This window comes from Mycobacterium sp. 236(2023) (genome assembly GCF_029623955.1).
Lineage (GTDB): Bacteria > Actinomycetota > Actinomycetes > Mycobacteriales > Mycobacteriaceae > Mycobacterium.
The window spans coordinates 437,157-456,817 of sequence record NZ_JARSBP010000002.1 but is presented as its reverse complement, the minus strand read 5'-3'; the positions used below and the strand labels follow the sequence as shown (position 1 = coordinate 456,817).

18 protein-coding genes are annotated in these 19,661 nt (G+C 66.6%); 9 read left to right on the top strand and 9 right to left on the bottom strand.

The features are described from left to right. Positions 1-194: 194 nt before the first annotated feature. The 7 genes from P9A17_RS04685 to P9A17_RS04655 all read right to left on the bottom strand — a co-directional run bounded on the left by P9A17_RS04685 (position 195) and on the right by P9A17_RS04655 (position 10,199). Positions 195-1,910 carry a hypothetical protein gene (locus P9A17_RS04685; RefSeq protein ID WP_278037431.1) on the bottom strand — a complete coding sequence of 572 codons (1,716 nt, stop codon included), beginning with the start codon at positions 1,908-1,910 and terminating at the stop codon, positions 195-197. A gap of 235 nt (positions 1,911-2,145) precedes the next feature. Then, complete coding sequence (locus P9A17_RS04680; RefSeq protein ID WP_278037430.1) at positions 2,146-3,222, bottom strand: ATP-binding cassette domain-containing protein; 1,077 nt, start codon at positions 3,220-3,222, stop codon at positions 2,146-2,148. Positions 3,223-3,459: 237 nt separating this feature from the next. Continuing rightward, a complete protein-coding gene (gene rplL / locus P9A17_RS04675; protein WP_278037429.1) occupies positions 3,460-3,849 on the bottom strand; it encodes a 50S ribosomal protein L7/L12 in 390 nt (129 codons plus the stop codon). A gap of 39 nt (positions 3,850-3,888) precedes the next feature. Beyond that, positions 3,889-4,419, bottom strand: a complete 531-nt coding sequence (rplJ, locus tag P9A17_RS04670; RefSeq protein ID WP_278037428.1) for a 50S ribosomal protein L10 — start codon at positions 4,417-4,419, stop codon at positions 3,889-3,891. Between the two features lie 247 nt (positions 4,420-4,666). Then, on the bottom strand, positions 4,667-5,566 hold the full coding sequence (locus tag P9A17_RS04665) for an ROK family protein (protein ID WP_278037427.1): 900 nt from the start codon (positions 5,564-5,566) through the stop codon (positions 4,667-4,669). Further along, positions 5,566-6,105: a malonyl CoA-ACP transacylase gene (locus P9A17_RS04660; protein ID WP_278037426.1), complete on the bottom strand. Its 540-nt coding sequence runs from the start codon at positions 6,103-6,105 to the stop codon at positions 5,566-5,568. The genes P9A17_RS04665 and P9A17_RS04660 overlap by 1 nt, the downstream gene beginning before the upstream one ends. Next, a complete protein-coding gene (locus P9A17_RS04655; protein WP_278037425.1) occupies positions 6,102-10,199 on the bottom strand; it encodes an NEW3 domain-containing protein in 4,098 nt (1,365 codons plus the stop codon). The genes P9A17_RS04660 and P9A17_RS04655 overlap by 4 nt, the downstream gene beginning before the upstream one ends. 211 nt (positions 10,200-10,410) lie before the next feature. Between P9A17_RS04655 and P9A17_RS04650 the strand changes: the two genes are divergently transcribed. After that, positions 10,411-10,761, top strand: a complete 351-nt coding sequence (locus P9A17_RS04650; RefSeq protein WP_278037424.1) for a hypothetical protein — start codon at positions 10,411-10,413, stop codon at positions 10,759-10,761. A 7-nt stretch (positions 10,762-10,768) separates the two neighbouring features. On the opposite strand, the gene P9A17_RS04645 is transcribed toward P9A17_RS04650, so the two are convergent. Then, complete coding sequence (locus P9A17_RS04645) at positions 10,769-11,722, bottom strand: YafY family protein (protein WP_278037423.1); 954 nt, start codon at positions 11,720-11,722, stop codon at positions 10,769-10,771. 62 nt (positions 11,723-11,784) lie between these two features. Here P9A17_RS04645 and P9A17_RS04640 point away from each other — a divergent pair, with 62 nt between their 5' ends. Further along, positions 11,785-12,321: a DinB family protein gene (locus tag P9A17_RS04640; protein ID WP_278037422.1), complete on the top strand. Its 537-nt coding sequence runs from the start codon at positions 11,785-11,787 to the stop codon at positions 12,319-12,321. Positions 12,322-12,325: 4 nt separating this feature from the next. Then, a complete protein-coding gene (locus P9A17_RS04635) occupies positions 12,326-12,925 on the top strand; it encodes a DinB family protein (protein WP_278037421.1) in 600 nt (199 codons plus the stop codon). On the opposite strand, the gene P9A17_RS04630 is transcribed toward P9A17_RS04635, so the two are convergent. Further along, complete coding sequence (locus P9A17_RS04630) at positions 12,926-13,534, bottom strand: helix-turn-helix domain containing protein (protein ID WP_278037420.1); 609 nt, start codon at positions 13,532-13,534, stop codon at positions 12,926-12,928. Positions 13,535-13,626: 92 nt separating this feature from the next. Between P9A17_RS04630 and P9A17_RS04625 the strand changes: the two genes are divergently transcribed. From P9A17_RS04625 to P9A17_RS04600, 6 genes are all read left to right on the top strand, one after another. Further along, positions 13,627-14,625 carry an oxygenase MpaB family protein gene (locus tag P9A17_RS04625; RefSeq protein WP_278037419.1) on the top strand — a complete coding sequence of 333 codons (999 nt, stop codon included), beginning with the start codon at positions 13,627-13,629 and terminating at the stop codon, positions 14,623-14,625. 59 nt (positions 14,626-14,684) lie between these two features. Continuing rightward, positions 14,685-16,040 carry an AarF/ABC1/UbiB kinase family protein gene (locus P9A17_RS04620; RefSeq protein ID WP_278037418.1) on the top strand — a complete coding sequence of 452 codons (1,356 nt, stop codon included), beginning with the start codon at positions 14,685-14,687 and terminating at the stop codon, positions 16,038-16,040. After that, a complete protein-coding gene (locus tag P9A17_RS04615) occupies positions 16,040-16,942 on the top strand; it encodes an alpha/beta hydrolase (RefSeq protein WP_278037417.1) in 903 nt (300 codons plus the stop codon). The genes P9A17_RS04620 and P9A17_RS04615 overlap by 1 nt, the downstream gene beginning before the upstream one ends. A gap of 110 nt (positions 16,943-17,052) precedes the next feature. Next, complete coding sequence (locus P9A17_RS04610; protein ID WP_278037416.1) at positions 17,053-17,928, top strand: cyclopropane mycolic acid synthase family methyltransferase; 876 nt, start codon at positions 17,053-17,055, stop codon at positions 17,926-17,928. 149 nt (positions 17,929-18,077) lie between these two features. Further along, a complete protein-coding gene (locus P9A17_RS04605; protein WP_278037415.1) occupies positions 18,078-18,974 on the top strand; it encodes a cyclopropane mycolic acid synthase family methyltransferase in 897 nt (298 codons plus the stop codon). 175 nt (positions 18,975-19,149) lie between these two features. Next, a complete protein-coding gene (locus P9A17_RS04600) occupies positions 19,150-19,446 on the top strand; it encodes a hypothetical protein (protein WP_278037414.1) in 297 nt (98 codons plus the stop codon). Positions 19,447-19,661: the final 215 nt, after the last annotated feature.

Sequence of the window (19,661 nt, the reverse complement as noted above, 5' to 3'; positions counted from 1 at the left end):
CTTCCGGACGCACGGCACGCGACAAGATCTCTGAGCAGGGCTCAGACGAAATCACGGCGGTCAGTGCGAATGAGGGTGGGCAGGGCGCAGCCAGCGCAACGTCCAACGATAGCGCAGGACGGTCTATTCCTCAACCCTCGAGGCAGCAACGTGTGGTACGGAACCGTCGGCGCTGGCTGGCACGCTGATCTTCGTTATCCGTGTACACATTGCTGGCCAATAGACTGGCCCGCTTTCGCCCTTCCGTCAAGAGATAACGCGGTGTTTGGCCCGACCATTTCTGCATCATCGTGTTCCGGGTCGTCGGCGCAGGTGGCGAAGTCGATGCCGAACAGGATCTTCGCGCCGAACGTGAACAGCCAGTCGATGATCGTCTGCTGCTGGGCCGGGCCCGGCAGAACGTAGGCACCCGCGGTGCCGCTGCTGGTCTCGATCTCGAAAGTCTCGTTCGGTGCGCCGTAGAAACCGGACGTCCGGGTACCGGTGAACATGTCGTTGAGCCAGCCCGCGCTGATCATCTCGGCGGCCTTGACGTTTGCCGGCTTCGGCCAGCCGGTGACGAGGTTCATGGCGACCTGCACGAACAGGTTGCCGCCGGTCATCGCGTCGCCGTGAGAGCTGTTGGTGAGCTTGACGCCGTTGAACGCGCCGGGCCGCCAGGTCTCCATCGCGTCGTTGGTCGTCCCGGACAGGTTCCAGAAGTACGCGCGTGCGGCCAGGTTGTAGATCGGTAAGTCCGTGGGCAGTTTGGCCAGTGCCTCCGGCGTGACGTCGCCGAATCCGACGCCGTCGAGCATCACCACGCCGGCGAGTTTGCCGATTGTGCCGTTCTCGGTCATGTAACCGGCAGCGCCCGCCGACAGTCCGCCGCCGGCGGAATGCCCGATCAGCGCCACCTTCTGCACGCCGTCGAGCAGCGTGCTGCTGTAGCCCGCCGCCAACGCACTCTCGGCGAGCGCACTGTTGCCGTCGACGAACAGGTCGGCGACGGCCTTGTGCATCGGTGAGCCGCCGACCCAGCAGCCGTCGCACGACAGGAAGTTCGATGTCAGCGTCGTCGAGACGACGATGCTGTGGGTCGCCTCGGCGAGCCGGGCCGCGGTGTAGCTGTAGAAGGGACCTGCCGCCATGAAGCCATGCTGGAAGTAGATCAGCCGGGTCGGGGTCACACCTTCGGGGACGTACCAGTCGGCGGGGACCTCGTAGCCGTCGCCGCAGTCGATTTCCAGCTTGGCGGTCTTGACCGTGACGGTGCTGTTCGGTGGCAGGATCGGCGGGCCGCCGAGGACGCGGATGGCGACCGAGTAGATGTTGAAGATGACGGTGCCGATGAGGCTCAGGAGTGTCTGCCTGCGCGGCGTTGCCGCGGCCTCCTGGACGGCCCCCTGATGGGCCTCAGTGGCGGTGTCGAGCGCGGTGACCGTGGCGAGGCGTTCGGCGGTGACGGCCGATTCGGGATCGGCCTCCTGGGCCTCGGCTTCGACGACGGGCGGCGCGTGAACGACGGGCGGCGCCTCTACTGTCTCGTTCACCGGTTCTTCTTCGGTGATGGCTTCTTCTTCGACGACGGCTTCGTCGGTTACTTCTTCTGTGACGACTTCTTCTTCTGTGGCGACTTCGGTGACGTCTTCGTCGACGACGGTCGAGCCGTCGGCGTCCTCGTCGTCAGCCGACTCTTCGGGCTCGGCGGCGGTGTCGTCGTCAGCCGTTTCGCCGGTACCGGTTTCGGCGGCGGCCTCGTCGTCGTCTCGCCGGTCGGACGGCTTGACGGACTCGGACTTCGTCGTCGCACCGCCGCCCGACGTCGAGTCCGGCGATGCGACTGCGACGCCGGCACCGGCCAGCAGCGCCGCCGACACCCCGGCCGTGACCACGCCCGCACCAAGAAGCACCGATAGCCGGTCGCCCATTTATTGCCCCTCTGCCCGAAAACCTGGCAAACAATATCGCGGGGATTCGACGGCTAGAGTAATTTTGCCCAAACCAGGGCACGCGCCGTGCGGCGGCACCTACTCGGTTGCCGATTCATACGAAGAGCCGCAACCGTGTGCCGTTCAGCAATACGTGGTCCGAAAACGAACGTGGGGCCTAGGCACGCAGATCGGTTGATCCGCGCACGTAAGCCCCACGCTCGGGAAGTAAGGGTCAGCGCTCCCCGGAGACCGGGATGCGTCCGGTGGGCGCATCGTCCTCGTGGCCTTGGTGCGCGGCGACGTGGCCGGGCTCGTGGCTCGAGTACTGGTGTGTGCCCTCGAGGTCGTCGCGGATGGCTTCCTGGGCGGCCGGGGGTAGCGTGTGCATGATCTCGCGCACTCGGGCCTGGCGACGGGCCACGGCCTTGCGCTCGGGCATACCCGGGGTCGCGGACACCTGCGGCGGCACGCCTTCGATCTCCTCGACACCACCGTCGTGGTGGCCGGCATCGGCGAGGGCCTGCTCCTCGGCCATCGTCGACTCGTCCTTTTCCTCCGACATACCGATCGGGCCGAGACGGCGGCCGTTGAGGAACTGCTTGACGACCGGCTCGTCGGAGGTCAGCAGCACCTCACGAGGGCCGAACATCACCAGATGCTTCCGGAACAGCATGCCCATGTTGTCGGGCACGGTGCGGGCGATGTTGATGTTGTGCGTGACGATCAGGATCGTGCAGTCGATCTGGGCATTGATGTCGATCAGCAGCTGCGACAGGTAGGCGGTACGCACCGGATCCAGACCGGAGTCGGGCTCGTCGCAGAGGATGATCTGCGGGTCGAGCACCAGCGAGCGGGCCAGGCCGGCACGCTTGCGCATACCGCCGGAGATCTCACCGGGGAACTTGCCCTCGTCGCCGCCCAGACCCACCAGGTCCAGCTTCTCCATCACGATCTGACGGATCTCGGATTCCTTCTTCTTCGTGTGCTCACGAAGCGGGAACGCCGTGTTGTCGTAGAGGCTCATCGAGCCGAACAGCGCGCCGTCCTGGAACATGACGCCGAACAGCGTGCGGATCTCGTAGAGCTCCTTGGCCGAGCACTCGATGATGTTGGTGCCGTCGACGATGATCTTGCCGCGCTCAGGCCGCAGCAGACCGATCAGTGACTTCAGGAACACCGATTTGCCGGTACCGGAGGGCCCCAGCAGAACAGACACCTCACCAGCGGGAAGATCGAACGTGACATCTTCCCAGATTCGCTGGGAACCAAAGGACTTGGTCAGCCCCTCAACCTGAATACCGATGCCCACGCGAATTCCTCTCGCCAGTGCCAAAACGTGCACGCCACAGGCTCCCCGCCTGTGGCTTGAGTCACTGTAACCTACCCACCCGCGCCGCCACACAAGGTCTGCGAACACCGCGTAACACATACCTGCAGAAATGACTGTGGGGCCGGTCTGTTTGCCAGACCAGCCCCACAGCTGACGTCGATCGTCACGCTCGCGTCAAATACGACCCGCAAGCCGACGTGACCTTCGTTACGTGACTTACTTGACGGTGACCGAAGCGCCGGCGGCCTCGAGCTTGGCCTTGGCGTCGTCGGCGGCTTCCTTGGTGACCTTCTCCAGCAGCGGCTTGGGGGCGCTGTCGACGAGGTCCTTGGCTTCCTTGAGGCCGAGGCCGGAGACGATCTCGCGGACGACCTTGATGACGCCGATCTTCTTCTCGCCGGCACCTTCGAGGATGACGTCGAATTCCGACTGCTCCTCGGCGGCCTCGGCGGGGGCGCCACCGGCGGGGCCGGCAGCGGCGACGGCGACCGGAGCGGCCGCGGTGACGTCGAAGGTCTCCTCGAACTGCTTCACGAACTCGGAGAGCTCGAGCAGGGTCATTTCCTTGAACGCGTCGAGCAGGTCATCGGTGGACAGCTTGGCCATGTGAATGGTCCTTTCCTAATTACTTCTTTGGGTGGTTTGTCAGGCGGCGTTTTCTTCGCCGGCCTTCTTCTCTTGCAGAGCTGCGGCCAGACGGGCGATCTGGGACGCGGGCGCCACGAACAGCGCCGCGGTCTGGGACTGCTTCGCCTTCATCGCGCCGGCCAGCTTGGACAGCAGGACCTCGCGCGATTCGAGGTCGGCGATCTTGTCGACCTCGGCGACGGACAGCGCTTTGCCGTCCATGTAGCCGCCCTTGACGATCAGCGCCTTGTTGTCCTTGGCGAACTTCTTGATCGCCTTGGCGGCGTCGACCGGCTCACCCTCGATGAACGCGATGGCGGTCGGGCCGGCGAAGAGCTCGTCGAGCCCCTCGATGCCGGCTTCGGCCGCCGCACGCTTCACCAGGGTGTTCTTGGCGACGGTGTAGGTCGTGGACGAACCCAGCGACCTGCGCAGCTCGGCAAGGTTGGCCACTGACAGGCCGCGGTACTCGGTGACGACGGCGGCCGTCGCCTCCTTGAACTTCTCGGCGATGTCGGCGACCGCGGTGGCCTTTTCAGCATTGGCCATGCTTGCCTCCTCGTGATGGTTGGGATGTCCACCAACCGACGGTCACGAGGGACCGGAAATGACGAACGCCCCGACGCAGACAGGTCGGGGCGCACTTTGCAACAAGTGAAGCACGTGGAACACGCACTAGCCTCGTCCTCCTGCGTGGGCCGCCCGGAAATCCGGGACCTTCAACCGATGCTCAAACGCTCATCGGTGACCGACGGTCTTCGGTGGAACCGGGAAAGAATAGCGTGTCGTACCCAGATCAGCCAAAACGCATCAGGGCGGCCGCTCCGACCAGACCCGCGTCACCACCGAGTTCGGCGGCCTCGACCCGCAACCCGCGGATGAAGTCGAGGCCGGCGTACGTGGTCAGCGCTTCCCGCAGCGGATCGAACAGCAGCGCGCCCGCCTTCGCGACGCCGCCTCCGACGACGACGAGATCGAGGTCGCACACCGCTGCCACCGATGCGATCATGCGCGCGATCGCGTCGGCGCCCCGGCCGAACGCCCGCAGCGCCACGTCGTCGCCGCGTCCCGCGGCTCCGGACAGTTCTTTGGCATCGGCACCTGACCAGCCGTGATTCCGTGCCCACTGGGCCAGGTGCGGACCCGACGCCACCGTTTCTATGCAACCGCGTCCACCGCACGTGCACAGCGCACCGTCGGGTTCGACGACGACGTGCCCGACGTGCCCGGCGTTCCCGGAGCGCCCGTGGAACGGCGCCCCGTCGAGAACGAGCCCGCCGCCGATGCCCGTCGACACCACAATTCCGAGCATGAACCGGGCCCCGCGGCCGGCACCGCGCCACCACTCCCCCAGCGCCATGCACAATCCGTCGCCGCCCAGGCGTACCGGGAGCCCGGTGGCAGCAGCCACCCGATCGACGATCGGGAAGGCCATCCACTCGGTGATGTTGATGGGGCTGACCGTTCCTCCGGGAACGTCGATGGGTCCTGCTGAGGCGATGCCGGCCGCCGACACCGGGCCGTCGGCGGCGGCCAGCGTCTCGGACAGCAGCGACCGGACCGCCGCCCACACGGTTTCGGCATCACCGTCGGGGGTGGGTCGCTGGGCGCGGTGCACCAGCGTGCCGTCGGCGTCGACCAGTCCGGCGGCGATCTTGGTTCCGCCGACGTCCAGCGCGAGGATCAGTTCGCTCATCAGTGCCTGTGGGTGTTGTCGGGCTGGCGTGGATCACCGGGATGCTCGTACCCGGCGGCCAGGGTGGTGAGCTCGGCGCAACGCGCGTCGAGCCAGCGGCGGTAGTGACGGCGCCGCGCGGCGGCGAGCAGATGCGAAGCGATGTCGGCCCGCACGGCGAACCGGTGCGGGTTGCGGGCGTGGTAGTCGGCGACTTCCGTGTCGGTGACGGCGATGTCCGCGGTGATGGCGGCGAACACGGCCCTGCCGTGCGGGTCGGACAGGGTCGCCGCGGCGACGCTGCCGAGCTCCATGCGCGCGACGACATCGGGCAGGACGTCGGCTTCGGACGGGACCTGGCCTTCGCCGCGCGAGGACATCGCGACCACCCGCTCGGCGACGAGGACCTGCGTGAGCCAGCGGCGCATCTGCCGGGCCTCGCTGGTGCCGGGCCGGGGCAGCGCATGCCGGCGGTCGCCGGTCCTGAGCACTTGTTCGCGGGCGTCGACGTCGGCGACGGTAACGACCTCCGAGCCGACGTGGGCCGCGATCGCCGTCATCGCACGGTCACCGGGACGGCCTCGGAGTACACCAGCGCCCCAGCGCACGCCACCCGGATCAGGGCCCACCACTGGCCAGGCTCAGTGCCGTGCGGCGGCGCGACGTCGAAGGTCAGCTCCAGCGTCCCCCTCGCGGGAACGATTCCGCCAACGATGTTGGGGCTCAACCACTCCCAGGTTCCCCACGGGGAGATGGCGTGTGCTTCGACGGTGAGGTCGGCCTGGGCGTCGGTGCCGACTTCGACGCTCAGCCTCGCGGTGTCGCCGGCTGCGACGTCGACGGCTGCGGGCTCACCCACCAGTGTGAGCAACCGGTCGTCGTGGTGTCCGACCGAGATCACGGCGACGTCTTCGACCGTCTGGTGCCACGACGCCGGGATGGCGCCGCCGGTGGCGGCCAGTTCGGCGCGCACCGGATACACCCCGGGTGCGGCGGAGCCGGGGACGCTCACGTCGATCGCCGACTCCAGATACTCACCGGGCGGCAGCATGAACGGCAGTTCCGTCACGCCGATGTCCCAGCCGGGTGGTGCAACGAGGCGCACCCTGCCGTGCAGCGTGGCGTCGGTGGCGTCACTGGCCGCGGTGAGGCGCAGCGTGACGACATCGCCGGGCTCGGCCCGAAGCCGGTGGGGATGCAGGTGGGCGACGGCGGGTAGCCCGCCGAGCGGCGCCGGGCCCCGATTGTGCAGCCAGTACCGGGCATAGAGGGGCTGGACCGGTTCGGCCTCGGGTGCCAGCGACACCTGCTGGGCGTCGAGTACCCGCGGGAGGTTGAGTTCGGTTCGCAGCGTGGATATTTCGTAGCCCTGCAGAGTGACGCCGGCGATGTCCGCATCGAGCTCGCCTTCGACGAGGTCGAGCCGCCGCGGCGCCGTGAGGTGGCGCAGTCCGGATTGCACGGAGACCTCGGCGGGCCGGCCCAGGGTCTCGACCAGACGGACGGTGACGCCGACGGCCGGATCGGCGTGGTGTGCGCTGCCCCGGGCGGTCGGGTTGCCGAAAGCCTTGAGCGCGCCGACGCGCACGGCGCGTTCGGGTTGGACCTCCAGCAGTGAGCCCCAGGGTGGCAGCCCGCCACCGGCCGTGTCGTGGTGGGCCCGGACGGGCAGTAGCGGCTGGTTGAACTCTGCGCTCCGGGAGGGCATGTGGGTGTCCCGCCAGTCGCCGGGGCCCGTGACGACGGCGTAGTCGAAGGTGTGGGTCCAGTGCTGGAGTTGGAAGTTGGACCCGTCGGGATGGGTGCGCCGCGGCGGGTCGATCCACGTCCCGGACGGCCAGCCCGTGCAAGACCGCATCAGGGACATGTGCAGGGTGCCGTCGGCCTCGACCGCGAATCCTGGTACGCCCTTGTTGATTACCGCGACCGTGTGGGATTCGAACGGCGCCTCGACATCCTGGTCGACGGAGATCTCCGCGTCGGCGAGATCGTCGATCAGCGCGGCCAGTTCCTCTGCCGCGACCACGAGGACGGGAAGCGCCACCGGGCCGCGCAGATCGGCGCCGGGCACCCACACCTCGCGCAGCGGCCGGGCAGCGGGCACCCAGGTGCGCGATCCGGCGGCAGATCCGGCGAGAACCGCTGTCGTGAAGGAGCTCTCACCGACGCTGATCCGGACGTCCGGAAGGTTCGAGTCGACGGAAAGGTCGCCGTAGCGGGGCGCGTCGGCAGCCGTGCAGGTGACGGTGACACCGGCCCGTGCCAGGGCGGCGACGAGCTCACGCACCTCGGGTTCGGCGCCGGTGGGTGAGATCACCTCGGCCACCGAGACCGCTCGGACCGCTCCTGCGCGGAAGCGGATCCGCAGCGCCGACGACAGGCCGAACCAGCCGTAGGCGGGGTTGTCCAACGTGTACGGAAAGTTGGCGGTGTCAATCGATTCCGAAGAACCAGGGTGGTGCAGCAGCGCGAACCCGCGTCCGATCACGGCGTTGCCGACCTCGCTGACGGGCATCGCGCCGGGCACCGGACACGGCCACCTCAGCCGCAGCAGCTGGTCGGCGCCGGTGAACTCGTCGATCGTGGTGCGGCAGTCCACCCGGTCCACCCCGTGCCACAACGTCAGGGTCTGGGTGTACCGCATCAAACCCGGGATCTCACCGGACACTTCCAGCCGTTGGCCGAGGGCGCTGCGGTATCCGGACACCGCAGTCGCCGAGTGCTGCGACGATGTGACCACCGGTCCTTTGGGCAGCAGGTGCCAGGGCCCCTCTCCGACGGTGGGGTGCGCCGGGTACTCCTCGTATACGGCGAGCTCGTTGCCCAACTGCCCGTCGGCGATCAGTTCACGCCCGCCCACCGACATCGAGCTCACCCCGCCTCCGCGGGCCGGGGCGACCCGGAGACGACAGTGTTCGTTCGCGATTTCATTGCCGGGCAACGATTCCCATCCGGATGCCGGGTCTCCGGGGACCAGCCGGTAGGACCGCCAGCCCAGCGACGGCACGTCACAGGCCAGCCAGGTCAGCGTCCGCCCGCCGTGTTCGGCGAGCACCGCCACGTCGTGGCCGTCGTGGTCGACCATACGTCCCTCGAACGGGTCATCCAGGTGCAGCGTTACGACGTCGGTTCTGTTGTGTGACAACGGGTTCCATACGGCGACCGAGGCGTCGACCGCCCGCGACAGCAGGTTCAGGGCGGTATCGCGTGCATCGCGGCCGAGCTGCCATGCATCGCGCCAGCCCGTGAGCAGGTCGAGGTACACCTGGTCGGATTCCGATCCGGTGATCGCGTCGTGGTGGGCGCCGTAGGCAAGTTGCACCCAGGATTTGGCCAGCGCGGCCTCCGGATAGGTGGCGCCGGTCAGTACGCCCGCGAACACCGCGAACTGTTCGGCCTCCAGTGTCGCGTTCTCCGCCGCGCGGTTGGCCTGCTTGGTGTCGATGTAGGAGACGTCCTTGCCGGTGTAGATGGGGTTCATGTCCCGGGTCTGCGGCGAGGCCGCCGTGCCGCGTCCGGCGAGTTCGGCACGCACTGCGGCGAAGAACTCGCGGGGCAGCGCGCAGACGAACCGCGGCCACGTGTAGCGGGCGTTCCAGTCGCGGTGGATGTCGGTGACCCACTTGTTGGGCGGCGTGTAGTCGGTGCCGACGGGCAGCAGCACGTTGCGGGTCAGCGCGACCTTCTTCATCCTTGTGAAGAGCTCGAACGTCGCGGCTTCGGCTTCCTGCAGCGACGCCGCGGAATCCATCCACCATCCGGCCGCGTAGTGCGCGGGCATGTAGTGGGTGAGCAGGCCGCGCCCCGAGGGCGCCATCCACTCGAATTCGCTGGCGAACTGCATGCGTTCGGGCTCGCCGTCGTCCGCCATCGGTCCCCACTGGTGGTGCGGCCCGCGCGCCCACGAACTCGACGTCAGGCCCGCATCGGCGGCCATGCCGGGGAACTGCGGATCGTGCCCGAACACGTCGAGCTGCCAGGCGGTGTGCGGGTCGGCCCCCAGGACGTCACGCTGAAACCCGATGCCGTGCACGAAGTTCCGTATCGCGGTCTCCGGGCTGGTCAGATTGGTGTTGGGCTCGTTGTAGGTGCCGCCCATGATCTCGACTCGGCCGTCGGCGATCATCGTGCGCAGGTCCGCGCGCTCCCACGGGTGGGTGTCCCAGAATGGCTTGAGGTAATCGACTTCGGCCAACACGAACTTGTAAACCGGTTCCCGCCTTGCCATCTCGAGGTGCGCGCTGACGAGTTCGAAGCCGTTGGTCTGGCGGCAGCGGCCAGGTGGCTCTTCGGTCCACACACTGGTGTAGGCCGCCTGCGTGTTCCACCACACCGGGTCATAGTGGAAATGGCTGATCATGTACATGGTCCAGCCGGGTTCGGCGACGACGAAATCGAACTCGAGGGTGCTGCCGGAGGCCGAGGCGGCAGCGCGAAACCGCTGTCCGGGGACAGGTTCGGTGACGGACACGGCCACCTCGACGACGCCGTCGCCGACAACAGCGATGTGTTCTCCGGAAGTCCGCAGCCCCGCAACCTCGACGCGGACCGGCGTCGGCGCGATGCATCCGCGGTAATGCACTCGCACCACCTGCGACGGCGCATTTGACGGGCCAGTAAACAGCTCCGTCGACTCGGCGGAGGTGATGTCCACCCCAAAACCCTACGGCGTCACACCCCACAAATGTCGGCGATCGGATTGTCCTGTCGCCCACGGAAAGGCTCCTGCAGGTCACGGGCGCCGGCAGGTGTTGCGGTGCAGCCGGGTGCGAATCGGGAGCTCTTGCGCGAGCCGAGAACTGTGACAGCATCGCCAACCGCAAGCAACGAAACGCTGAATGACCCGTGACTGAAGGAGATTGCCGATGAGCGCCCCCACCCGAGCCCTCGCCCGTAGTGCGAAAGCATTGGGCATTGCGGGAATCGGCGCCGTCGGTGCGGCCGCTTCGATAGGTCTTGGCGCGGGCGTGGCGGCTGCCGAGGTCGAAGAGGTCGCCCCCGGGCCGATCGTGACGAGCCGTCAGGCCTCGGAGAACTCGGTGATCCGCATCAACGATTTCGGTGTCGCGCGAGGAACCTCGGAGGCGCGCCTGGGTGATGCGGGAGTGGTCAGCGCCCAGGGCGACGTCCGCGACAGCGTGAAGGCGGTGCCCGGCAGTTCCGCGGCAGACTTCGAGGGCAGCTTCCCCACCGGCCCGGCCATCGGCGACTGGTGATCTGACGTCAGCGCGCGCCCGCCTTGGCGATCCGTTCGCCGACGGCGCGCACGGCGTCGACAACCTCCTGCGGTTCCAGAACCTGGAAGTCACATCCGGGCATCGCCAGCCACGGCACCATCCGTTCGGGGTCGTCTGCGCCGACGGTGACGATGCACGCGTCCGGGCCGTCGGGCTCGATGTCCGCCGATGCCGCTGAAAACGTCTGTGCCACAACGTCAGCCGAGGCGAAGTACCTGACGCGGGCGACGTAGGGGTACGGCGACGACGTGATCGCTCTGCGCACGTACGCCGCCGCATCGGGCGCGTCGCGCGGCGCGAACGTCGTTCCGACGGCCGCCACCTGCGACATGCGGTCCAGCCGCAGGCTTCGCCAGTCGTCGCGGTCACGGTCGAAACACATCAGATACCAGCGGCGTCCCGTCGTCACCAGCTGGTAGGGCTCCAGCCGACGCTGCGTGACGTTGCCGCGGATGTCGGTGTATCCGGCGGTGACGTGCTCGTGGTCTCGACTGGCGCGGGCCAGCGTCATCAGCACGTCCGGTTCCACGGGGGTGTCGGTCGCCGCACCCAAGGTGACCGTCGCCTCGTGTACCGCCGTCACCTGCGACCGCAATCGCGCAGGCATGACCTGGTCAAGCTTGCTCAGCGCCCGTAGCGCGGACTCCCCGACGCCCGCCACGCTGCCGCCGGCTGCGACGCGCAGGCAGACGGCCATCGCGACGGCCTCCTCAGGGTCGAGCAGCAGCGGAGGCAGCGCAGCTCCGGCGCCGAGCTGGTAGCCGCCGCCGTGGCCGACGCTGGCGTGTACCGGATAGCCGAGCTCACGTAGCCGGTCGACGTCGCGGCGCACGCTCCGCGTCGTCACGCCGAGCCGTTCGGCGAGTTCCTCTCCGCTCCACACGCGTCTGGACTGCAGCAGGCCGAGGAGTTGGAGCACCCGGCCGGTGGTTTCGGACATGACAACAGTCTCCCTCGGTTTTAGGACGGGAACTGTCCTAAATAGGTGGAAGAGTGACGTTCATGAGCAACGAACTGGTTTCTCACCTGGCAGAACAGCTCGACTTCCACTGGATCAACCAACTGCGCCCGCGGCTCGACGGCCTCACCGACGAGGAGTACTTCTGGGAACCCGTAGCCGATTGCTGGACGGTGCACCGCGACGGAGCGATCGACTTCTCGATGCCGCCGCCGCAGCCCGAGCCGGTGACGACGATCGCGTGGCGGCTCGCGCACGTCATCGTCGGCGTGCTGGCGATGCGGACACACTCGCACTTCGGCGGGCCGCCCGCCGACTACCTGAGTTGGGACTATGCGACCGACGCAGCGTCCGCCCTCGCGCAACTCGACGCGGCGTACGCCGGCTGGATCAAGGGCGTGCGCGGTCTCGATGACGCCGACCTGTCCAAGCCTTGCGGACCTGCCGAAGGCCCGTACGCCGCGGAACCGATGACCGTCCTGGTCTTGCACATCAACCGCGAAATGATCCACCACGGAGCCGAAATCGCTTTGCTCCGTGACCTTTACCTGCACACCACCAACAATCCGGAAGGACACTGACACCATGGCCGCAATGCCCCCTCCCATCGCCGACGAACGCGCCGGGCTCAAGGAGTATCTGAAGGCGCAGCAGTACGCGTTCCACGCGATCGCGTTCGGACTCACCGACGATCAGGCCCGGTCGACGCCGTCGGTGAGCGCGCTGTCCATCGGCGGCCTCATCAAGCATGTGACGCACTGCCAGCACGGCTGGATGGAGCGGGTCTCCGCGGCGCCCGACCTGTGCGAGAGCGACAAGCGGCCGATGGAGGATCAAGCCGCCGACTACGGCGACGAGTTCGTGATGCGCGTCGACGAGACCCTCGCCGATGTCCTGGCGGCGTTCGATCGGCAGAACGCCGAGACGATCCGGTTGGTGGAGACGACGGATCTGAGTGCGGCAGTGCCGATTCCGCAGCACGTGCCGTGGTTCCCGAAGGACGTCCCCGCATGGTCGGTGCGGTGGGTGCTGTTCCACATGATCGAGGAGCTCGCCCGGCACGCGGGTCAGGGCGACATCATCCGAGAAAGCATCGACGGCGCAACGCTTTACGAGTTGCTGGCCGGGCTGGAGGGATGGCCCGAGACGGAGTGGCTCAAGCCTTTCAGCCCGGCCGGAGCGTGACTACCTCAGCACCAGTTGCAGTGCGTGGTCGACGACGGTGTCGAGGTCGTCTCCGAGGCTGCCCGCCAGCCACTGCTGCGCCACTTCGGCCATTGCACCCGTGTACATCGCGGCGCCGACGACGGCGGCGACGGGATCGGATCCGGGTTGAAGGCGCCAGCCTTCGGTGAGGACGGCCTCCCTGAGCAGGTCCTGGGTCGCGGCGCGGCGCTCGTTCAGTACCGGGTTGGACCGCGCGTCGGTGAACAGCACCCGGCCGCGACGCGGGTCGGCGGAGCTGAAGTGCAGGACGGCGGTCATACCGGCACGGGTGCGTGCGCGCAGTGAATCGCCCGCCCGCGTCATCGCGTCCTCGACGACCTCGGCCAGTTCGGCGCTGATCCTGTCGTAGACGGCTCCGAGCAGGTCGTCGGTGCCGGTGAAGCTCTCGTAGAAGTAGCGGGTGTTCAGGCCGCTCTCCCGGGACACCGACCGGACGGACAGCGCCGCTTCGCCTCCGTCACCGAACAGCCGGTAGGCGGCGGCGACGAGCAGGGCGCGGCGTTCGGTGCGGCGGTCGGTCAGCGGTACGCCGGCCCACCGGGTCGGGGTCGACGCCGCGCTGGACATCGTTACAGCCTAGGCGGTTCTCCTGTGGTTCTGGCCACATCCGTACCCAAGAGCTATTCTGGTGACGGCCGTAACCACTTTTGGGAGGCACCGTGTATCTGCCACATCAGATCGTCGGAAACGAACTGAACAAGCAGTTCGACGCCCGCGTGCGTAAGTACTTCTTCAAGGGCATGGACTTCGCGGGCCCCGCCGGCGACCCAGGCTGGTTCGGTCCGGGCAGCGCGGTGTGGCACGTGCACTCCCACGTGGAGGCGCTGATCTTCGGTCTGCAGTGCGCCGCGTTCATCGAACGGCTCGACCCGTCGATCTACTGGATGGGCGTCCATCACTCACGCCTTGTGAAGCCCGAGACCAAGAACGATCCGATGCCCGAACTCGACCCAGCGGGCTTCGGCGCGCGGCTCGGACACTCCGTCGCGTTCTTCACCGGCACCGCGTACGGCTCGACCCCGACGGCCGAGCGGCTTGCGCTGGCCGTGCGCTCAATGCACCACACCATCAAGGGCACGCGTCCCGATGGCGCCCGCTACGACGCCGACGACCCCGAGTGGCTGCGCTGGAACTACGCCACCGTGGTGTGGGGTATCGCCACCGCGCACGAGCTGTATCACCCGAACCCGTTGCGCGGCAAGAAGCTTGACGCCTACTACGGCGAGTTCGTGCGCGTCGGCCATGCTCTGGGCGGCACCGATCTGCCCACCACCAAGCAGGAGACGCTGGACTGCCTGAAGTCGTATCTGCCGAAACTCGCCGTCACCTACGGCGCCGCGATGGCGACGGGCCCAGGGCTGCCGCTGCCGCTGGCGGCGCTCAACTGGGCGGTCCGCGACACGATGCCGAACTGGGCCAAGGGGATGATCCAGCATCGCGACCCCAACATCGTCGAGCGCACCGCGCGCCGCGCCACGGTGTGGTCGGTGATCAACGGCATCCACGCCGCGTCAGGTCCGTTGCCGGAGTACGAGCAGGCCAAAGCCCGGGTCGCCGGCGGCCTGGACCCGGCCCTGGCACCGCACACACTGCCCACCTACACGCCGGGAAGCGACCCGGTGCGCACCCGGTCCGAGCTCGAGGACGCCTTCGCGTGAGGCTGTGAGCTGGTGCACAGCTTTTCCGCCCACGCGCGGCTTTTTGAGACACTGCGTCTATGAGTGCACCACGCAAGACACCACACCGCGAGGTTGCCAGGCTGGATCGGGTACCACTTCCGGTCGAGGCAGCCCGCATCGGAGTGACCGGCTGGCAGATCACCCGTACAGGTGCCCGCGTCCTGTCCAAGCTCACCGGGCGCGGCTCGCTGCAGCAGAAAGTCGTCAAGCAGATCCCGCAGACGTTCGCCGACCTGGGGCCCACCTACGTCAAGTTCGGGCAGATCATCGCGTCCAGCCCCGGCGCCTTCGGCGAACCGCTGAGCAAGGAGTTCCGCGGCCTGCTGGACCGGGTGCCGCCCGCTGACACCGACGCCGTCCACAAGCTCTTCCGTGAGGACCTCGGCGACGAGCCGCAGAACCTGTTCAAGTCGTTCGACGAGAAGCCGTTCGCGTCCGCGTCGATCGCCCAGGTGCACTATGCGACGCTGCACTCGGGTGAGGAGGTCGTGGTCAAGATCCAGCGGCCGGGCATCCGGCGGCGGGTCGCCGCCGACCTGCAGATCCTCAAGCGCGGTGCGCAGCTGGTGGAACTGGCCAAGATGGGCCGGCGCCTGTCCGCGCAGGACGTCGTCGCCGACTTCGCCGACAACCTGGCCGAGGAGCTCGACTTCCGGCTCGAAGCACAGTCCATGGACGCGTGGGTGGCGCACATGCACGCGTCGCCGTTGGGCGAGAACATCCGTGTGCCGCAGGTCTACTGGGATCTGACCAGCGAGCGGGTGCTGACGATGGAGCGCATCACCGGTGTGCGCATCGACGATGTGGCCGCGATCCGCAAGAAGGGCTTCGACGGCACCGAGTTGGTGAAGGCGTTGCTGTTCAGCGTGTTCGAGGGCGGCCTGCGCCACGGGCTGTTCCACGGCGACCTGCACGCGGGCAACCTCTACGTCGACGACGACGGCAAGATCGTGTTCTTCGATTTCGGCATCATGGGCCGCATCGATCCGCGCACCCGGTGGCTGCTGCGCGAACTCGTGTACGCGCTTCTGGTGAAGAAGGACCACGCCGCGGCGGGCAAGATCGTGGTGCTGATGGGCGCGGTCGGGACCGTCCGGCCCGAGGCCCAAGCCGCCAAGGATCTGGAGAAGTTCGCCGAGCCGTTGACGCTGAAGTCGTTGGGCGACTTGAGTTATGCCGAGATCGGTAAGCAACTGTCGACGCTGGCCGACGCGTACGACGTAAAGCTGCCGCGCGAACTCGTGCTGATCGGCAAGCAGTTCCTCTATGTGGAGCGCTACATGAAGCTGCTGGCGCCGAAGTGGCAGATGATGAGCGATCCCGCGTTGACCGGTTACTTCGCGAACTTCATGGTCGAGGTGTCCCGCGAGCATAAAGACGAGCTGGACGCGTAGTGCAGGTCCGCACCGGCACCGCGCCGTCGGGTGATCTGGAGATCTACTACGAGGACATGGGCGACCCGAACGACCCGGCCGTCCTGCTGATCATGGGCCTGGGCGCGCAATTGGTGTTCTGGCGCAACGGTTTCTGCGAGAAGTTGATCAATCAGGGCTTGCGGGTGATCAGGTTCGACAACCGCGATGTGGGCCTGTCGAGCAAGCTGCCCGGCCATTCTTCGGGCGCGCCGCTGCTGCCCCGGATGGCGCGGTCGTTCGTCGGAATGGCCAGCCCGGCCGCGTACACGCTCGAAGACATGAGCGACGACGCAGCGGCGTTGCTCGACCACCTCGGCATCGAGAATGCCCACGTGGTCGGCGGTTCGATGGGCGGCATGATCGCGCAGATCTTCGCGGCGCGCCACCGCGCCCGCACCAAGACGCTCGGGGTGATCTTCTCGAGCAATAACCGGGCAGTCTTGCCCCCGCCGGGTCCCCAGCAGCTGCTGGCGATCCTTCGGAAGCCCAACGGCGCGTCCCGCGAAGCGATCATCGACAACGCAGTGCGCGTCACCAGGATCATCGGCAGCCCGGGCTACCCCGTCCCGGAGGACACAGTTCGCGCCGACGCGGTCGAAGGCTATGACCGCAGCTACTACCCCGCCGGCGTCGGCCGACACTTCGCGGCGATTCTCGGCAGCGGCAGTCTGCGTCGTTACGACCGTCAGATCGTCGCGCCTACGGTGGTGATCCACGGCAAGGCGGACAAATTGATGCGTCCCTCGGGCGGGCGCGCCATCGCACGTGCCATTCCGAACTCCCGGCTGGTCCTGTTCGACGGGATGGGACACGAGCTTCCCGAGCCGCTGTGGGACGACATTGTCGGCGAGTTGAAGACCACGTTCTCCGAAGTTCTTTGACATACATGTCAATTCACAGTTGGGCCAATGCGCGTATTGTTCGCGCCATGGGCATGATCGCCGACTAACAGGAGATCCTCTTCGGGCTGTGTCCGCAGGAAGGCCTCCACGTGGCCTCACAACAAAACCGCGATCTCACACCTCATTTCGACGACGTTCAGGCGCATTACGACCTGTCGGATGAATTCTTCCGACTGTTCCTCGACCCGTCCCAGACCTACAGTTGCGCGTACTTCGAGCGCGACGACATGACACTGGAAGAAGCGCAGTCCGCCAAGGTCGATCTGGCTCTCGGAAAATTGGGGCTGCAGCCGGGAATGACGCTGCTCGACATCGGGTGCGGCTGGGGCGCCACGATGATGCGGGCGGTGGAACGCTACGACGTCGACACCATCGGGTTGACACTGAGCGAGAACCAGAAGTCCCATGTCGAAAAGGTTTTCGCGGGTTCAACCGATTCCCGAAGCAAAGAGATTCTGTTGCAAGGCTGGGAGCAGTTCGACCGTCCGGTCGACCGCATCGTGTCGATCGGCGCGTTCGAACACTTCGGACGGGATCGTTGGGACGACTTCTTCACAATGGCCTACCGGGCGCTGCCCGACGACGGCGTGATGCTGCTGCACACCATCACGGCGCTGACCTTGCCTCAGATGTCCGAGCGCGGGATGCCGCTGACGATCTCGGTGGCGCGGTTCGTGAAGTTCATCCTCAGCGAGATCTTCCCTGGCGGCTACCTGCCGACCATCGAGCTGGTCGGCGAGCATGCAGAGAAGGCCGGATTCACGCTGACCAGGACACAGTCTCTACAGCCCCATTACGCCCGGACCCTGGACTGCTGGGCGCAGGCCCTAGAAGCCCACCGCGATGAGGCGATCGCCGTGCAGTCAGAAGAGGTCTACGACCGTTACATGCGCTACCTGACGGGATGCGCCGACGGATTCCGCATCGGCTACATCGACGTCAACCAGTTCACGCTCACGAAGTAACGGCGCCGAGCGGATTACATCGTTCGACAGGCAGGACGCTAGGCTGTTTCCCTCAAGGCGCGTGTTTGCAGAAGGTCGAGCGGCGTCTTCGGTACGGTCGTGGACATCTCTATCGGGGTGATGTCCAACTGCACGGAAACAGAGGAACTATGTCTGACCAATCCACCGGCACAAAGGATATGACGCCTCATTTTGAGGACATCCAGGCTCATTACGACCTGTCAGACGACTTTTTCGGGGTGTTTCAGGATCCGACCCGCAAGTACAGCAGCGGCTTCTTCACCGGCCCGAACTGCACACTCTCCGAAGCGCAGATCGCCAACGTCGACCAGCATCTCGACAAGCTCGACCTCAAGCCCGGCATGACGCTGCTCGAAGTCGGCTGCGGTTGGGGTCTGACCATGCAGCGCGCGATGGAGAAGTACGACGTCAATGTCATCGGACTGACCCTGTCGAAGAACCAACAGGCCTACTGCGAACAACTGCTGGGCAAGCTGGACTCCGGACGCACGTTCGATGTTCGACTGGAGGGCTGGGAGCAGTTCGGCAGTTCGGTTGACAGGATCGTGTCGATCGAGGCCTTCGAGCATTTCGGGTTCGAGCGCTACGACGACTTCTTCAAGATGTGTTACGACGTGCTGCCCGAAGACGGCCGGATGACGATTCAGAGCAGCGTCGGCTACCACCCGTATGACCTGGCCGAGCGCGGTAAGAAACTGACCTTCGAGTTGGCCCGCTTCATCAAGTTCATGATCACCGAGATCTTCCCGGGCGGGCGCCTGCCGACCACCGAGATGATGGTGGAGCACGGTGAGAAGGCCGGCTTCGTCGTTCCGGAAACCTTGTCGCTGCGCAACCACTACATCAAGACGCTCGGCATCTGGGCCGACCGCCTGGAGGCCCACAAGGACCAGGCGATCGCGGCGACCGACGAGGAGAACTACGAGCGGTACATGCGCTACCTCAAAGGCTGCCAGTACTACTTCATCGACGAGGCGATCGACGTGAGCCTGGTGACATACCTGAAGCAGGCCGCCGCCGCGTAGGCCGCGCTTCAGAAGGAAGAATCCCCCGCACGCCTGAATGCGGGGGATTCTCCATACCGGCCCAGGGGCCGCGGCTCTCGGATGCCACTGCTCGTGATTGCCACCGCCAGTATCGCCGGAAAAGTTTAGGGAAACACCCGATTCGTCAAAGCTGCGCCGTGGCTACCGTCGGGGAATGGGCGATGTCGGTGGCACGATGAGCTTCCTCGCGGAGTGGTACCTACCCGACCTGGCCGAGGCGACCGTCGACCACATCGTCACGCAGCTCCACACCGCTGCGGCGGCGCTCACCGGGGAGGGCGCATCGGTGCGTCTGGTGGCGACGCTGTCGGTGCCGACGGACGAGGTTCTGTACGGGGTCTTCGAGGCTGCCTCGAAGGACTTGGTCGAGACCACCTGTGAGCGCGCGGGCTTCCCGCAACAGCGCCTGTCCGAGGACGTCGTCGCGCGCTTCGTATCTGGCGCGGCGTGAAGAGTTTGCTATCCCGAGCAAGTTGCCCAACTAAGCCTGTGAAAACTGGGGCCACAGCGATGCCTGCGACAATGTTCACCATTCAACGACGGAATTGACGGGCTCGGTGCTATGTTGCTGCGCGAGGGTGCTTCTCGGTCGCCGCGTCGCGGTTCACCAGGGGGATACCGTCGACATCTGACCGTCGCGCCTGGTCCGCCGTTCGTGGGGGACAA

What these genes read in the sequence shown, in the direction of transcription:
- P9A17_RS04685 (WP_278037431.1), bottom strand. Translation starts at nt 1,910, where the DNA reads ATGGGCGACCGGCTATCGGTGCTTCTTGGTGCGGGCGTGGTCACGGCC.
- P9A17_RS04620 (WP_278037418.1), top strand. Translation starts at nt 14,685, where the DNA reads ATGAGTGCACCACGCAAGACACCACACCGCGAGGTTGCCAGGCTGGAT.
- P9A17_RS04640 (WP_278037422.1), top strand. Translation starts at nt 11,785, where the DNA reads ATGAGCAACGAACTGGTTTCTCACCTGGCAGAACAGCTCGACTTCCAC.
- P9A17_RS04630 (WP_278037420.1), bottom strand. Translation starts at nt 13,534, where the DNA reads ATGTCCAGCGCGGCGTCGACCCCGACCCGGTGGGCCGGCGTACCGCTG.
- rplJ (WP_278037428.1), bottom strand. Translation starts at nt 4,419, where the DNA reads ATGGCCAATGCTGAAAAGGCCACCGCGGTCGCCGACATCGCCGAGAAG.
- P9A17_RS04605 (WP_278037415.1), top strand. Translation starts at nt 18,078, where the DNA reads ATGTCTGACCAATCCACCGGCACAAAGGATATGACGCCTCATTTTGAG.
- rplL (WP_278037429.1), bottom strand. Translation starts at nt 3,849, where the DNA reads ATGGCCAAGCTGTCCACCGATGACCTGCTCGACGCGTTCAAGGAAATG.
- P9A17_RS04635 (WP_278037421.1), top strand. Translation starts at nt 12,326, where the DNA reads ATGGCCGCAATGCCCCCTCCCATCGCCGACGAACGCGCCGGGCTCAAG.
- P9A17_RS04645 (WP_278037423.1), bottom strand. Translation starts at nt 11,722, where the DNA reads ATGTCCGAAACCACCGGCCGGGTGCTCCAACTCCTCGGCCTGCTGCAG.
- P9A17_RS04600 (WP_278037414.1), top strand. Translation starts at nt 19,150, where the DNA reads ATGGGCGATGTCGGTGGCACGATGAGCTTCCTCGCGGAGTGGTACCTA.
- P9A17_RS04650 (WP_278037424.1), top strand. Translation starts at nt 10,411, where the DNA reads ATGAGCGCCCCCACCCGAGCCCTCGCCCGTAGTGCGAAAGCATTGGGC.
- P9A17_RS04665 (WP_278037427.1), bottom strand. Translation starts at nt 5,566, where the DNA reads ATGAGCGAACTGATCCTCGCGCTGGACGTCGGCGGAACCAAGATCGCC.
- P9A17_RS04660 (WP_278037426.1), bottom strand. Translation starts at nt 6,105, where the DNA reads ATGACGGCGATCGCGGCCCACGTCGGCTCGGAGGTCGTTACCGTCGCC.